The organism is Pedococcus sp. P2_A3 (genome assembly GCF_056405035.1).
On sequence record NZ_JBFUCW010000014.1, the window covers coordinates 21283 to 36767 of the forward strand.

At 70.4% G+C, this 15485-nt stretch carries 12 protein-coding genes; all 12 read right to left on the bottom strand.

The window, feature by feature from the left end; all coding sequences use genetic code 11:
- Nucleotides 1-2: 2 nt before the first annotated feature.
- A complete protein-coding gene (locus AC1DX8_RS12250; protein WP_477630203.1) occupies nt 3-1229 on the bottom strand; it encodes a hypothetical protein in 1227 nt (408 codons plus the stop codon).
- On the bottom strand, nt 1226-1966 hold the full coding sequence (locus AC1DX8_RS12255) for an ATP-binding cassette domain-containing protein (RefSeq protein WP_477630204.1): 741 nt from the start codon (nt 1964-1966) through the stop codon (nt 1226-1228). Before AC1DX8_RS12255 ends, AC1DX8_RS12250 begins: the two co-directional genes overlap by 4 nt.
- Nucleotides 1963-2409: a hypothetical protein gene (locus tag AC1DX8_RS12260; RefSeq protein ID WP_477630205.1), complete on the bottom strand. Its 447-nt coding sequence runs from the start codon at nt 2407-2409 to the stop codon at nt 1963-1965. Before AC1DX8_RS12260 ends, AC1DX8_RS12255 begins: the two co-directional genes overlap by 4 nt.
- 230 nt (nt 2410-2639) lie before the next feature.
- Nucleotides 2640-4091, bottom strand: a complete 1452-nt coding sequence (pyk, locus tag AC1DX8_RS12265; RefSeq protein ID WP_477630206.1) for a pyruvate kinase — start codon at nt 4089-4091, stop codon at nt 2640-2642.
- A gap of 93 nt (nt 4092-4184) precedes the next feature.
- Nucleotides 4185-5639, bottom strand: coding sequence for a glutamate synthase subunit beta (locus AC1DX8_RS12270; protein ID WP_477630207.1), 1455 nt, complete (start codon nt 5637-5639; stop codon nt 4185-4187).
- Nucleotides 5632-10176, bottom strand: coding sequence for a glutamate synthase large subunit (gltB, locus tag AC1DX8_RS12275; RefSeq protein WP_477630208.1), 4545 nt, complete (start codon nt 10174-10176; stop codon nt 5632-5634). The genes AC1DX8_RS12270 and gltB overlap by 8 nt, the downstream gene beginning before the upstream one ends.
- Before the next feature lie 141 nt (nt 10177-10317).
- A complete protein-coding gene (gene lgt, locus AC1DX8_RS12280; RefSeq protein ID WP_477630209.1) occupies nt 10318-11205 on the bottom strand; it encodes a prolipoprotein diacylglyceryl transferase in 888 nt (295 codons plus the stop codon).
- Complete coding sequence (locus tag AC1DX8_RS12285) at nt 11202-11993, bottom strand: DsbA family protein (RefSeq protein ID WP_477630210.1); 792 nt, start codon at nt 11991-11993, stop codon at nt 11202-11204. The genes lgt and AC1DX8_RS12285 overlap by 4 nt, the downstream gene beginning before the upstream one ends.
- Nucleotides 11990-12589: a DoxX family protein gene (locus AC1DX8_RS12290; RefSeq protein WP_477630211.1), complete on the bottom strand. Its 600-nt coding sequence runs from the start codon at nt 12587-12589 to the stop codon at nt 11990-11992. The genes AC1DX8_RS12285 and AC1DX8_RS12290 overlap by 4 nt, the downstream gene beginning before the upstream one ends.
- 1 nt (nt 12590) lies before the next feature.
- The gene (gene trpA, locus AC1DX8_RS12295) at nt 12591-13409 is read right to left on the bottom strand and encodes a tryptophan synthase subunit alpha (protein WP_477630212.1); all 819 of its coding nucleotides are present in this window, start codon (nt 13407-13409) and stop codon (nt 12591-12593) included.
- The gene (gene trpB, locus AC1DX8_RS12300; RefSeq protein ID WP_477630213.1) at nt 13406-14677 is read right to left on the bottom strand and encodes a tryptophan synthase subunit beta; all 1272 of its coding nucleotides are present in this window, start codon (nt 14675-14677) and stop codon (nt 13406-13408) included. The genes trpA and trpB overlap by 4 nt, the downstream gene beginning before the upstream one ends.
- Nucleotides 14674-15465: an indole-3-glycerol phosphate synthase TrpC gene (trpC, locus tag AC1DX8_RS12305; RefSeq protein ID WP_477630214.1), complete on the bottom strand. Its 792-nt coding sequence runs from the start codon at nt 15463-15465 to the stop codon at nt 14674-14676. The genes trpB and trpC overlap by 4 nt, the downstream gene beginning before the upstream one ends.
- Nucleotides 15466-15485: the final 20 nt, after the last annotated feature.

Sequence of the window (15485 nt, forward strand, 5' to 3'; positions counted from 1 at the left end):
CCCTACTGGTTGCTGAAGGATGGTGGCACCTTGGCCAGGTCGCACTCCTGAAGGGCCGTGGCCGCCTGCGTGACCAGCGCCCGCGACTCCTCGGCGCCTTGATTCGCCAAGAGGCGACCGTAGGGCTCCTCACGCCTGCCGGTGAGCTCGGTCATGACGTAGGACTCGACCAAGGCCTCGCTGTAGAACCACGAGTTGGGCGGCGGCTCCGGGCCGGACCAGAGCCGACACGAGAGTGGGGCCACCACTCCGGACACCACGGCATGCTGCGCCAGTGGCGCGCGGAGCTTGCCGGGGTCGACCAGCATCAGGTTGTCCAGGTGGTCGCGGCCGGGTTGCCACATGACGAAGCGGCTCGGTGAGGTCACCCCGAGCTCCCCCAGCACCGCGCCGGCCGCACCGGCCATCTGCGCGGCGCGTTCGGCGCGGGCGCGAAACTCCGGAGGCGAGCAGACGACGACGGGCGTGGAGGTGCAGGTGTCTGCGCGCTCCGGTCGGACACGGTAGCTGTCGTTGGTCGCAAAGGTGAGCTGGCCGGCCACCAGGGCCACCCCGAGTGCGGCGAAGAGCCGGACCCGAAGCCGCGGGCCAGTCACCACGAGCGCGACGACAACGGCGCCGACGAGCGCCATCCAGAGAAGCCGCAGCACGAAGTAGGAGGGTCTGGCCGTGGTCCCCAACATAGTTCCGCTGGCGGTGTACTCGGCCAGACCGGTCGCGATCACGCCCATCCGGTCGAGGATGAGCACGCCGGCCACGAGCAGGGCAGCGACCACCGACCCCAACCACGACCTCAACACGATGCCCAAGGCGTAACCGACCAGGAACGTCAGCAGGGCACCGCCGGTCTGGGTGAACACCGGCCACGGCGTCGCGTCGGGGATCGACGGCTCGCTGAGCCGGGACGCCACCACCACGACGAGGTTGGCCACGACATACCCCGCCACCACGGGGATGGCCCACGCGGCGAGAGTCGCGCAGAGGTGCCGCCAGCGGAGCCGGCCATCCGGGATCAACGTGAGGATCCCCTCGACGTCGCGCCAGCCGACGATCGCCCCCGCCCCGGCCAGCAGGGGCAGGGCCAGCACCTGGCCGACCCCGATCGTCTCCTGACCCCAGAGCGGGTCACCCACCCAGCCGGCGTCGCGCAGCGACAGCGCCGTCGCGATCGCCAGCAGCATCAGGCCTGCCACCAGCCACGGCATCGGTCGACCCAGCTGCGGCTTCACGCGCTGCGCTCCTCGGGCTCGATCAGGCCGAGGAGGAAGCTCTCGGCCGACCCGGAGACTCGGCTCAGTTCGGCGCGCAGCAGGTCACCCTCGAGAGCCGGACCGACCATCCCAGCCTGGACGGTGACCATCTGGTCGCAGAACTCGACCGAGGCCGACGCCTCGTGGGTGGCGACGACGACCGGCAGCCGCCCCGCGAGCTCGCGCATCAGTTCCCAGATGCTGCGCGCCGCACCGACGTCGAGGGAGGCAGTCGGCTCGTCGAGCAGCAGCACCGTCGGCGAGCCGAGTAGGCACTGACCGACCAGGGCCCGCTGCTGCCAGCCGCCACTGAGCTGCCGCATCGGGATGACGGCGCGCTCGAGGAGCCCGGCCCGCTCCAGGGCCGACTGCACCTCGGGCTCGCGCTCGTCGCGCCGGACGCCACGAAGGGCGGCGAGGTAGCGGTAGAGGTCGACCACGGTCGACGCGTTGGCCAGGCGCGCGACCTGGGGCAGCACGGTGGCCCGGTCGGCGAGCTCCACCTCGCCCCGGGTGGGGCTGAGCCGCCCGGACAGCACCTGCAGGAGCGTTGACTTGCCCGCACCGTTGAGGCCCACGACCGCGGTCAGTCCCGGCCGGGTGCGCCACTCAGGGCAGGCAAGGACGAAGGAGCCGCGACGAACGGTGACCTCCCGCAGCCGAGGGCGGAGGTCACCCTCGGCGCCCTCGGCTGCGAGCTGGTGGTCGTCAGTCACCACTTCTGGTTGGTCCACGCACTGCCCTTGCACGCATCTGGGCCGAGGTTGTCGTCCTGACAGGCCTCGCCACGCAGCTCCGCGGCGGAGTACACGGTGTTGAGGTTGCCGTTGACGAACTTGTCGATCCACGTGGCCGTGTAGTTGTTGCCCGCGCGTGCGTCATGGGGGCCGTCGAACTGCGGCACCGTGTAGTTGTAGTGGATCTTGGCGTAGGCGGGACTGCCGCCGGGGCGCGGGTCATAGGACGTGGCGTGGCCGCCGATCACGTCGAGCCCGTAGTCGACCCCGACGGTCCCCTTGCCCTTCGCCACCAGGGTCGAGCCCTCGTAGGCGTTGACGACGCCCCAGTTGTAGTAGTTGGCGAAGGCCGGTGCCGCCAGCACCGTCAGGCCGAGACCGCACACCACTGGGACGGTCGCCCAGCGCTTGATGGATGTCATGAGTTTCCCCTCTACTGGAAGTGCCCACCGGGGAGGCGGAAACGCCCCACCGGCCAGGCGGTGCCCAGCAGAAACCACCCCGCGGGAGCCGATGTCCAGCACCCGCGGACGGCTCCGCTCACCCTTGAGGCCCGCCCCGTTCGAACGCGGCCATACAACCACAACCGGCTAGAACTGGCTAGGTTTCTTCCACAGCCTTCGACGAGAAGGCGTTACCGGGAGCGACGAGATCAGTCGTCGAGGTCCTCGTACGCGGGTGCCACCTTGTTGATGGCGTCACCCATCTTGTGCACGCGCAGCGCGTTCGTGGATCCCGGGATGCCGGGGGGCGAGCCGGCCACGATGACCACGAGGTCGCCCTCCACCGCACGGCCGGTGGCCAGCAGCGACTTGTCGACCTGCTGGGCCATCTGGTCGGTGTGCCGGGCCATGGGCACGAGGTAGGTCTCGATGCCCCAGGCCAGCGCGAGGCGCGAGCGGGTGTGCGGCTCCGGCGTGAAGGCGAGCATGGGGATGCGGGGGCGGATGCGCGACATCCGCTTGGCGGTGTCACCGGACTGCGTGAAGGTGATGAGGAACTTCGCGCCGAGCAGCTCCCCGATCTCGACGGCCGCCGCCGACACGGCACCGCCCATGGTGTGGGGCTTGGTGCCGAGCGGGCGGATCCGTTCGAGGCCGTGCTCCTCGGTGCTCTCGATGATGCGGGCCATGGTCTGCACGGCGAGGATCGGGTGGGCGCCCACGCTGGTCTCACCCGAGAGCATCAAGGCGTCGGCACCGTCGAGGACGGCGTTCGCGGCGTCGGACGCCTCGGCGCGGGTGGGGCGAGGGTTCTCGATCATCGACTCGAGCACCTGGGTGGCGACGATGACGGGCTTGGCGTTGCGGCGCGCGATCTCGATGGCTTCCTTCTGGACGATCGGCACCTCCTCGAGCGGCAGCTCGACCCCGAGGTCACCCCGCGCGACCATGACGCCGTCGAAGGCCTCGATGATCTCGACGAGGTTGTCGACGGCCTGCGGCTTCTCGATCTTGGCGATGACGGGCAGCCGCACCCCGACCTCGTCCATCACCGCGTGCACGTCGTCGAGGTCGGCGGCCGAGCGCACGAACGAGAGCGCGATCATGTCGGCGCGCAGCCCGAGGGCCCAGCGCAGGTCCTCCTTGTCCTTCTCGGACAGCGCTGGCACCGACACCGCGACGCCGGGGAGGTTGATGCCCTTGTTGTTGGAGACCGTGCCACCGACGGTGACCACGCACCGCACGTCGGTCTCGGTGACCTCGGTCGCCTGCAGGCAGACCTTGCCGTCGTCGATGAGGAGGAGGTCACCCGGGCGGACGTCGCCGGGCAGGCCCTTGTAGGTGGTGCCGACCTCGGTCACCGATCCGTCGACGTCGCGGGTGGTGATGGTGAACTCCGCGCCGTTCGCGAGCGTGACCGGACCGTCCTTGAACCGCGCGGTGCGGATCTTGGGGCCCTGCAGGTCGACCAGCACGCCGACGGCATGGCCGGTCTCGTCGCTGGCTCGACGGATCTCCTGATAGATCTTCTCGTGGTCGGAGTACTCACCGTGGGAGAGGTTGAGGCGAGCCACATCCATCCCCGCATCGACGAGCTGGCGGATGCCCTCGGGGGTGGACACTGCCGGGCCCAGGGTGCAGACGATCTTGGCGCGACGCATGGGATCGACCTTATCGGTCGACCTGCGCAGAACGTGACCCCGGTCACCCTGCGGACACCCGAGATCCCGGTATGCCGGGTGCTCAGGTCTCGGTCAGACGACGAGCGGGCGGTCGGTCGGGTTGATGGGTCGCGGCAGCGCCGTGGCACCGGTGAGGAAACGGTCCACGCCGGCTGCCGCGGAACGGCCTTCGGCAATGGCCCACACGATGAGGGACTGTCCACGACCTGCGTCGCCGGCCACGAAGACGCCCGGCACCGACGACATGTAGTCCTTGTCGCGCTTGACGTTGGACCGCTCGTCGAGCTCCACCTCGAGCTGCTCCACGACCCCGGGCCCCTGCGGACCCAGGAAGCCCATGGCGAGCAGGATCAGCTGGGCCGGTAGCACGCGCTCGGTGCCCTCGACCTCCTCGACCCCCTTGTCGCCCAGGCGCACGTCGACGACGCGGATGCCCGAGACCTTGCCGTCCTCGCCGAGGATCTCCTTGGTGGAGGCGGCATACACGCGCTCACCACCCTCCTCGTGGGCCGACGCGACGCGGAAGAGCATCGGGTAGGTGGGCCACGGCTGACCCGCGGCCCGCTCCTCGCCCGGCTGCGGCATGATCTCGAGGCTGGTGACCGAGCGGGCGCCCTGGCGGTGCGAGGTGCCGATGCAGTCGGCGCCGGTGTCGCCACCGCCGATGACGATGACGTCCTTGCCCTCCGCGGTGACCTGCCCCTCCACCCTCTCGCCGAGCGCGACGCGGTTGGCCGGCGGGAGGAAGTCCATCGCCTGCATGACGCCGTCGAGCTCGCGGCCCGGAACGGGCAGGTCGCGCGGCACGGTCGCACCGATGGCGAGGACCACGGCGTCGTAGCGGTCGCGCAGCTGCTTGCCGGTGACGTCGCCACCGACGTCGACCCCACTGCGGAAGCGGGTGCCCTCGGCCTCCATCTGGGCGATGCGACGGTCGAGGACCGACTTCTCCATCTTGAACTCGGGGATGCCGTAGCGCAGCAGGCCGCCGGGCTTGTCGGCGCGCTCGTAGACCGCCACCGTGTGTCCCGCTCGGGTGAGCTGCTGGGCCGCGGCCAGGCCGGCCGGACCAGAGCCGACGACGGCGACCGTCTTGCCGGAGAGCCGCTCCGGCGCCTGCGGCTGCACGTAACCGGCGTCGAAGGCGCGGTCGATCGTCGTGACCTCGATCTGCTTGATCGTCACCGCGGGCTGGTTGATGCCGAGGACACACGCGGTCTCGCACGGTGCGGGGCAGAGCCGACCGGTGAACTCCGGGAAGTTGTTCGTGGCGTGGAGACGCTCGATGGCCTCGCGCCAGTCGCCCTTCCACGCCAGGTCGTTCCACTCGGGGATGAGGTTGCCGAGCGGACAACCGCTGTGGCAGAACGGGATGCCGCAGTCCATGCAGCGCCCGGCCTGGCGCTGCAGCTGACCCAGCTCCTGCTCCTCGTAGACCTCTTTCCAGTCCTTGATGCGCACCGGCACGGGGCGTCGGGCGGGCAGCTCGCGCTCCCGCGTCTTCAGAAAACCTTGGGGGTCAGCCACGGGAGGCCTCCATGATCCGCTCCCACACCTCGGAGCCGTTGACGTCGAGTCCTTCCGCCTCAGCGGCGGCGCGCACGTCGAGGACGCGCTGGTAGTCCCGCGGGAGGACCAGGGTGAACCGCGCCTTGGCCGACTCCCACTCCTCGAGCAGCCGGGCCGCGATGGGCGACTCCGTCTCCTCGACGTGCTGGGCGAGCAGCTGGCGCACGACCGTCTCGTCGTCGGGGCGCAGCCCGGAGACGTCGACGAGCTCGGTGTTGACACGGTTGTGGTCGAGGTCGAGGACGTAGGCCACTCCCCCGGACATGCCGGCCGCGAAGTTGCGCCCGGTCGGGCCGAGCACCAGGACGGTGCCGCCGGTCATGTACTCACACCCGTGGTCGCCGACGCCCTCGACGACGGCGGTCGCGCCCGAGTTGCGGACGCAGAACCGCTCGCCCACCAGCCCGCGCAGGAACAGCTGGCCCGTGGTGGCGCCGTAGCCGATCACGTTGCCCGCGATGACGTTCGCCTCCGCCTGGAGCGGGGCGGCGCGGTCGGGGCGCACGACGACGCGGCCGCCCGAGAGGCCCTTGCCCACGTAGTCGTTGGCGTCGCCCACCAGCCTCAGCGTGATGCCGCGTGGGAGGAACGCCCCGAGCGACTGGCCGGCCGACCCGGTGAGGGTCAGGTCGATCGTGTTGTCGGGCAGGCCGTCCGGGTGGGCCTTGGTGACCTCGTGGCCGAGCAGCGTGCCGATGGTGCGGTTGACGTTGCGCACTGCCACCTCGCCGACCACGGGGGTGCCGTCGTTGATGGCCTCCCGCGCGATGGTGATGAGGTGGTGGTCGAGGGCCTTCTCGAGCCCGTGGTCCTGGGAGGTCGTGTTCCGGCGGGCCGAGCCGTCAGGGCTCTCGACGTCGGTGAAGATCGGCGTCAGGTCGAGCCCGGCAGCCTTCCAGTGGTTGACGGCCCGGGTGGCGTCGATCGCCGACACCTGGCCGATGGCCTCCTCGATGCTGCGGAACCCCAGGGCGGCCAGGTGCTCGCGGACCTCCTCGGCGATGTACTCGAAGAAGGTCTCGACGAACTCCGGCTTGCCCGAGAACCGTGCGCGCAGCTCGGGGTTCTGGGTGGCGATACCCACCGGACACGTGTCGAGGTGGCAGACGCGCATCATGATGCAGCCGCTGACGACGAGCGGAGCCGTGGCGAACCCGAACTCCTCGGCGCCGAGCAGCGCGGCGATGACGACGTCACGACCGGTCTTCAGCTGCCCGTCGCACTGCACGACGATGCGGTCGCGCAACCCGTTGAGCACCAAGGTCTGCTGCGTCTCGGCGAGGCCGATCTCCCATGGCCCACCCGCGTGCTTGAGCGAGGTCAGCGGTGACGCGCCGGTCCCACCGTCGTGGCCGGAGATGAGGACGACGTCGGAGTGCGCCTTGGAGACGCCTGCGGCGACCGTGCCCACCCCGATCTCGGAGACCAGCTTGACGTGGATCCGGGCCTCGGGGTTCGCGTTCTTGAGGTCGTGGATCAGCTGGGCGAGGTCCTCGATCGAGTAGATGTCGTGGTGCGGCGGCGGGCTGATCAGGCCGACCCCCGGCGTGGAGTGCCGGGTGGTGGCGATCCACGGGTAGACCTTGTGACCCGGCAGCTGGCCGCCCTCACCGGGCTTGGCGCCCTGGGCCATCTTGATCTGGATGTCGCCGGACTTCGTGAGGTAGAGCGAGGTGACGCCGAACCGTCCGGACGCGACCTGCTTGATCGTCGAGCGCCGCTCGGGGTCCATCAAGCGGTCGACGTCCTCGCCGCCCTCGCCGGTGTTCGAGCGACCGCCGAGGCGGTTCATGGCGATGGCCAGGGTCTCGTGGGCTTCCTTGCTGATCGAGCCGTAGGACATCGCCCCGGTGTTGAACCGCTTGACGATCTCGCTGATCGGCTCGACCTCGTCGATCGGGATCGGCTGCCGCGGCGACGAGCCACCGAGGGTGAACAGGCCGCGCAAGGTCATCAGGCGCTCGGACTGCTCGTCGATGCGGGAGGTGTACTGCTTGAAGATGTCGTAGCGCCGCTGCCGCGTCGAGTGCTGCAGGCGGAAGACGGTGTCGGGGTCGAACAGGTGCGGCTCGCCTTCGCGGCGCCACTGGTACTCCCCGCCCACACCGAGCTTGCGGTGCGGGAGCCGCACCCCGTCCGGCGGGTATGCCGCGGCGTGCCGGGCCGCGGTCTCCGCGGCGAGGACGTCGAGCCCCACCCCGCCGAGCTGGCTCACGGTGCCGGTGAAGTAGCGGTCGACGAGCTCCTGCGAGAGGCCGAGTGCCTCGAAGACCTGGGCGCCGCGGTAGGACGCCACGGTCGAGATGCCCATCTTGGACATCACCTTGAGGACACCCTTGCCGAGCGCCTTGATGAGGTTCGCGACCGCCTTCTCGGCGGTGACGCCCTCGATGGCACCCGAGCGGACCAGGTCCTCGACCGACTCCATCGCGAGATAGGGGTTCACGGCCGCCGCGCCATACCCGATGAGCAGGGCAACGTGGTGGACCTCGCGGACGTCGCCGGCCTCGACGACCAGTCCCACGAGGGTGCGGGTCTTCTCGCGGATGAGGTGGTGGTGGACCGCGGAGGTCAGCAGCAGCGACGGGATCGGGGCGTAGTCGCGTCCGGAGTCACGGTCGGAGAGCACGACGAAGCGCGCACCCTCGGCGATCGCCGCGGAGACCTCGGTGAAGATCTCCTCGAGGCGAGCCGTCATGGCGGCTGCCCCGCCCGTCACGTCGTAGAGGCCGCGCACCACGTGCGTCGCGTAGCCGGGCAGGTCGCCGTCGGCGTTGACGTGCACGATCTTGGCGAGCTGGTCGTTGTCGATGACCGGGAACGGCAGCACCACCTGGCGGGCGTGGGCCGGGGTGGCCGTGAGGGCGTTGCCCTCCGGACCGATGACGGTGCCCAGCGACGTCACGAGCTCCTCGCGGATCGCGTCGAGCGGCGGGTTGGTCACCTGCGCGAACAGCTGGGTGAAGTAGTCGAAGACGAGCCGTGGGCGGTCCGACAGCACGGCGATGGGCGTGTCGGTGCCCATCGAGCCCAGCGCCTCTCCCCCGGTCTTGGCCATCGGGGTGAGGAGGATCCTGAGCTCCTCCTGGGTGTAGCCGAAGGTCTGCTGCCGGCGTGCGACCGAGGCCGCCGTGTGCACGATGTGCTCTCGCTCGGGCAGGTCGTCGAGGTGGATGAGTCCGGCGTGCAGCCACTCGTCGTAGGGGTGCTGCGCGGCCAGCGACGACTTCACCTCGTCGTCGGACACGATGCGACCGTGCTCGGTGTCGACGAGGAACATCCGACCCGGCTGGAGCCGGCCCTTGCGCACGACCCGCGTGGGGTCGAGGTCGAGGACCCCCGACTCGGAGGCGAGCACGACCAAGCCGTCGTCGGTGACGGAGTAGCGACCGGGGCGCAGGCCGTTGCGGTCCAGGACCGCCCCGATCAGGGAACCGTCGGTGAACGTCACGCAGGCCGGACCGTCCCAGGGCTCCATGAAGGTCGAGTGGAACTCGTAGAAGGCCCGCCGGGCGGGGTCCATCTCCTCGTTGTTCTCCCAGGCCTCGGGGATCATCATGAGGACGGCGTGCGGCAGCGGTCGGCCACCGAGGTGGAGCAGCTCGAGCGCCTCGTCGAAGGAGGCCGAGTCGGACGCCCCGGGGGTGCAGATCGGGAACAGCCGGTTGAGGTCACCGGGGATGACGTCGGAGACCAGCTGGCTCTCTCGGGCACTCATCCAGTTGCGGTTGCCCTTGACGGTGTTGATCTCGCCGTTGTGGGCGATCAGCCGGTAGGGGTGCGCGAGCGGCCAGCTCGGGAAGGTGTTGGTGGAGAAGCGGGAGTGCACGAGCGCCAGCTGGGTCTCGAACCGCCGGTCGGACAGGTCGGGGAAGAACGGCTCCAGCTGCCCGGTGGTGAGCATGCCCTTGTAGACGAGCGTGCGACACGAGAGCGACGGGAAGTAGACCTCGGTCTCGCGCTCGGCGCGCTTGCGCAGGCAGAAGGCCAGCCGGTCCAGCCCCAGCCCGACCATCCGGCCGACCGCGGCCGACACGAAGAGCTGGCGGAAGAACGGCATGCAGTCGCGGGCCGCCTGCCCCACGAGCTCGGCTGCGACGGGCACGTCACGCCAGCCCAGGACGGTGAGACCCTCCTCGGCGGCGAGCTCCTCGATCCGGGCCACGACCTCGGCACGCTCGGTCTCGTCCATCGGCAGGAAGGCGGTGCCCACGGCATACGCGCCGTTGACGGGCAGGTCGAAGTCGACGACCTGGCGGAAGAAGGCGTCCGGGATCTGGGTGAGGATGCCCGCGCCGTCGCCCACGAGCGGGTCGGCGCCGGTGGCACCACGGTGGTCGAGGTTGCGCAGGGCGGTCAGCGCGTGGTCGACGATGTCGTGACCTGCGCTTCCCCGCATCGTCGCCACGAGGGCCACGCCGCAGGCGTCGTGCTCGTGCTCGCGGCGGTAGAGGCCCGTGTCGGCGGGCTGGGCGGAGAAGCGCGCAGGAGTCACGTTCGGGTCACCGTCCTTGGGGGGGAGTCAAGTGCGTTGTGGAACCCAAGTTGGGCACACCATTTCACGCGCGTGGACGGCCTTGGCCACGGCTGCAGGAAGGATAGCCGGTGGGCCGATTGTCCCGCCATGTGAGCCGCGCTATTCCGTATGTTGAGACGTGGCCTCTCGGGGGACAGCCACCTCACGGCGCCTCCCGAACCAGACGATGGCGATGCCGAGCAGGAAGACCAGAATGCTCGTCCACACGTTGACGCGCACGTTGAAGATCCGGTTGGCCGTGTCACTGCGCATCAGCTCGAAGACGATCCGGCCCATCGGGTAGCCGACCACGTAGAGGCCGAAGAGCTGCCCCTTGCGCAGGGCCCACCGCCGGTCGGCCAGCACGAGGAAGAGGGCCAGCAGGAGGCACCAGAGGGACTCGTAGAGGAAGGTCGGCTGGAACGTGCCGAGCACGATGGCCTTGCCGTTCGCGTCACGCACGGCGTGGCCGGCCGACTGGTCCCACTGGTGGATGGTCAGGCCCCACGGCACGTCGGTCTTGCGGCCGTAGAGCTCGTTGTTGAACCAGTTGCCCCAGCGACCGAGGGCCTGGGCCACGGCCACTCCGGGCGCAGCGGCGTCGATGTAGTCGAGGAAGGGCACACCGTGCCGGCGCGCGCCGATCCAGGCCCCGACGGCGCCCAGCGAGATGGCACCCCAGATGCCCAGACCGCCCTGCCAGATGTAGAACGCCTTGAGCGGGTGCCCGCCCGCACCGAAGTACGGCTCAGGGGTGGTGATGACGTGGTAGATCCGACCGCCGACGATGCCGAACGGCACCGCCCAGGCGGAGATGTCGACCGCCTTCTCCTTGACGTGGCCCCGGTCGACGAGCCGGCGGCCGGTGATCCAGACGGCCACCACGATGCCGGCGAGGATGCACAGCGCGTAGCCGCGCAGCGGGAACGGCCCCAGGTACCAGACACCGGAAGTCGGGCTGGGGATCGCCCCCGGGAGAGCACCCGGGAGGGCCGCCAGCGAGGTCACTTGGTCGCGGCCTTGATGGCGGCGGCGAGCTTGTCGCGGGTGAGGCCGCCGAGGTCGAGGACCTTGCCGTTGAGCTTGACGGTCGGCGTGCCGTTGACCCCGTCCTTCTCGGACTGGGTCTGCACCGACTCGACCCACTGGTTGTGCGCCTTGGTGTTGTAGCACTGCTCCCAGGTCGTCAGGGTCGCGCCGGCCAGCCCCGCCTGGACCGCGAACGTCTTGAGCTGGGCGTCGGTGTAGCCGGTGCCCTCGTCCTTGGGCTGACCCTGGAAGTTGGCCGCGTGGTACTGGAGGAACTTGTCGGCGTCGGCAGCGCAGGCGGCGGCGTTCGCCGAGCGGTTGGAGGAGTCGTTGCGGAGGTTGTCGTCGAGGAAGGACAGCGGGTGGGCGACCAGCTTCACCTCGTTGGCCTTGACCAGGTCGACGATCTGGAGCCCGAAGATCTCCTCGAACCGTGCGCACACCGGGCACTGGAAGTCCTCGTACAGGTCGAGGGTGGGCACGTTCGCGGGGGCGCCCGGGTTCACGACGATGCCGGCCCCCATGGCGGCGACGTTCTTGGGGAGGGTCGACCCGCCTGACGTGGTGGCCACCTTCTTGTCCTGGCTGCCCAGGATGACGGCGGTGATGACTGCCGCGAGCACCACGACCACCACCACGGTGGCCACGACGATGCGGTTGGCTCCCCCGTTGCCCCCGCCCTTGCCGCCGCTCTTGCCGTTGCGGATCCCGCCCTTCGGGGCTGCTGCCTGGATCTTCGCCTTGCGGCTGGCGCTGCTGCTGGTCATGCGTGGTGCCTCTCGTGGTCCCGGGGGTCCGGGTGGTTGGCGCTGTCCGTGTCGGTGTTGCTGTCCGTGTCGGTGTTGCTGTCGGTGTCGCTGTCGCTGTCGGGGTCGTCCGAGCCGTGCTGGTCGCCGAACAGGAGCCGCTCCAGGCTGAGGGCCGACCGGGGTCGCACCGTCAGCCACAGGGCGCAGGCGAACAGCCCGACGTCGCGGGCGATCTCCTGCGGATACTGCGTCTGGGAGGCCGCAATGGTTCCCCCGTTGCCGAAGCAGCCGCAGTCGATGGACAGGCCCCGTGCCCACGCCGAGGCGATCCCGACGATGAAGACCACCATCAGGAAGCCGGCCACCGCGGCGCTGAAGCGGGTGAAGAGGCCCAGCACGAGCAGCACCCCGATGGCGACCTCGAGGATCGGGAGGCCGTAGCCGAGGTAGCCGGCGATGTCGTAGGGAAGCAGCTGGTAGGCGCGCACCGACCTCGCCGAGGTCTCGAGGTGACCCACCTTGAGCAGTCCGGCGACCAGCACCACCCCGCCCAGGACGAGCCGCGCGAGCAGCCCGATGACGTCGCGGGACCGCGGGGCGGACAGCAGGCTCACGTCAGCGCCCGCTCCGGACGCCCTCGGCCAGCTCACCGACCAGGTCGCGGAGCGCGGAGATGCCCGAGGCGGGGTCGTCCGCCTCGGTGAGACAGCGCACCAGCGCCGAGCCGACGATCACCCCGTCGGCGTACGCCGCGACCTCGGCCGCCTGCGCGCCGACGGACACGCCGAGCCCCACGCAGACGGGCTTGTCGGTGACCGCCTTGGTCCGGTTGACGATCACCGCCGCGGCGTCGCCCATCGACGTGCGGGCCCCGGTCACGCCCATGTGCGACACGGCATACACGAAGCCACGGCACTGGGCGGTCACGGCGGCGATGCGCTGCTCCGTCGAGCTCGGGGCGACGAGGAAGACCCGGTCGAGCCCGGTCTCGTCACTCGCCGCGATCCACTCGCCGCCCTCGTCGGGGATGAGGTCGGGCGTGATGATGCCCGCGCCACCGGCTGCAGCGAGCTCGTGGGCGAAGGCGGCCGGGCCGTGGCGGAGGATGAGGTTCCAGTACGACATCACCAGCGGCGGGGCTCCCGCGTCGCGGACGGCTCGCGTCGCGGCGAACACGTCGGACACGTGGACGCCGCGCTTGAGGGCCTGGTCGGCGGCGTAGGCGATGACCGGACCGTCCATGAGCGGGTCGCTGTAGGGGATGCCGACCTCGACGATGTCGACGCCCGCCTCGACCATCGCCACCATTGCCTCGACCGACCCCTCCACCGACGGGAACCCGACGGGGAGGTAGCCGACCAGCGCGGCACGGTTCTCGGCTCGGCACTGCTCGAGGACGGCGCCGACCCCGATGCCCGTGGTCGTGGAGCTCACAGCTGGGTCCTTCCGTCGCCCTCGGCGCGCGGCTCGGCGGCGGTGCCGCTCGGGGTCGCGTCGCCGTCGATGAGGCCGAACCACTCGGCCGCCGTGTGCATGTCCTTGTCGCCACGCCCGGACAGGTTGACCAGGAGCAGGGCGTCGGGACCGAGCTCGCGACCGACCTCGATGGCCCCGGCGAGGGCGTGCGCTGACTCGATCGCGGGAATGATGCCCTCGGTGCGGCAGAGCAGCTCGAAGGCCTTCATGGCCTGCTCGTCGGTGGCGTAGCGGTACTCGGCCCGACCGGTGTCACGCAGGTGCGCGTGCTCCGGGCCGACGCTCGGGTAGTCCAGCCCCGCCGAGATGGAGTGCGACTCGAGGGTCTGGCCGTCGTCGTCCTGCATGAGGTAGCTGAACGTGCCGTGCAGAACCCCTGGCGAGCTGGCCGCGAACCGCGCGGCGTGCCGTCCGGTCTGGATGCCCTCTCCCCCGGCCTCGACGCCGATCAGCCGCACCTCGGCGTCGTCGATGAACCGGTGGAAGATGCCCATCGCGTTGGATCCCCCACCGACACAGGCGATCACGGCGTCGGGAAGGCGCCCGGTGAGGTCGAGCACCTGGCCGCGCGCCTCGACACCGATCACCCGGTGGAAGTCGCGCACCATCTCGGGGAACGGGTGGGGCCCCGTGACCGTGCCGAGGATGTAGTGGGTGTTGCCGACGTTGGTGACCCAGTCGCGCAGCGCGTCGTTGATGGCGTCCTTGAGGGTCGCGCTGCCGGTCGGGACGGCGACCACCTCGGCCCCAAGCATGCGCATGCGGGCGACGTTGAGGGCCTGCCGCTCGGTGTCGACCTTGCCCATGTAGATGACGCACTCGAGCCCCATGAGGGCTGCGGCGGTGGCGGTCGCGACGCCGTGCTGGCCGGCCCCGGTCTCGGCGATCACCCTGGTCTTGCCCATCCGCTTGGTGAGCAGCGCCTGGGCGAGCACGTTGTTGATCTTGTGGGAACCGGTGTGGTTGAGGTCCTCGCGCTTGAGGATGATCCGCGCGTTGCCGGCGTGCTCGGCGAACCGCGGCACCTCCGTGATGATGCTCGGGCGACCCGTGTAGGTGCGGTGCAACCGCTCCAGCTCGCCCATGAACTCGGGGTCGACCATGGCCTTGCGACGAGCCTCGTCGAGCTCCTCCAGGGCGGGGATGAGCGCCTCGGGCACGTAGCGGCCGCCGAAGTCGCCGAAGCGTCCGGGGCGGGCCAGTGGTTCGGGGGTCAGGCCGGTCATGGTGTGGCTCCCGCCGCGATGAGGTCGTATGCCGCGCGGCGCGGGTCGCTGCCGCGCACGAGCGCCTCGCCCACGAGCACGGCGTCGGCGCCTTCAGCCGCGAAACGGGCGGCGTCGTCCGGTCCGCCGACCCCGGACTCCGCCACCTTCACGCAGGTGTCGGGGATCAGGGGGGTGAGTCGCCCGAAGGTGTCGGGGTCGACGGCGAGGGTCTTGAGGTTGCGGGCGTTGACCCCGATGACCGAAGCCCCGGCGTCGACGGCTCGACGCGTCTCGTCCTCGTCATGCACCTCGACGAGGGCGGTCATGCCCAGCTCGTGGGCCAGGCCGTGCATGCGGACGAGGTCGTCCTGCCCGAGAGCCGCGACGATGAGCAGGATGAGGTCGGCGCCGTGGGCTCGGGCCTCGAAGAGCTGGTAGTCGTCGACCATGAAGTCCTTGCGCAGTACGGGGATCCGGACCGCCTTCCGCACCGCGTCGAGGTCGTCGAGCGAGCCGCTGAACCGACGCCGCTCCGTCAGGACGCTCACCGCCGTGGCGCCGCCCGCCTCGTACTCCGCGGCGAGGGCTGCGGGGTCGGCGATCGTCGCGAGCGCGCCCTTGCTCGGGCTCGCCCGCTTCACCTCGGCGATCAGCGCCAGGCCGGGCCGACGCAGAGCCGCCTCGGCGTCGAGGGCTGGGGCGGCCTGAGCCGCGAGCTCCTCGACCCGGTCACGGCTGACGACGGCCTGTGCGCCGGCGAGGTCTTCGCGGACGCCGGCAACGATGTCGTCGAGCACGGTGGGCATGTCGACAGGCTATCCAGCAG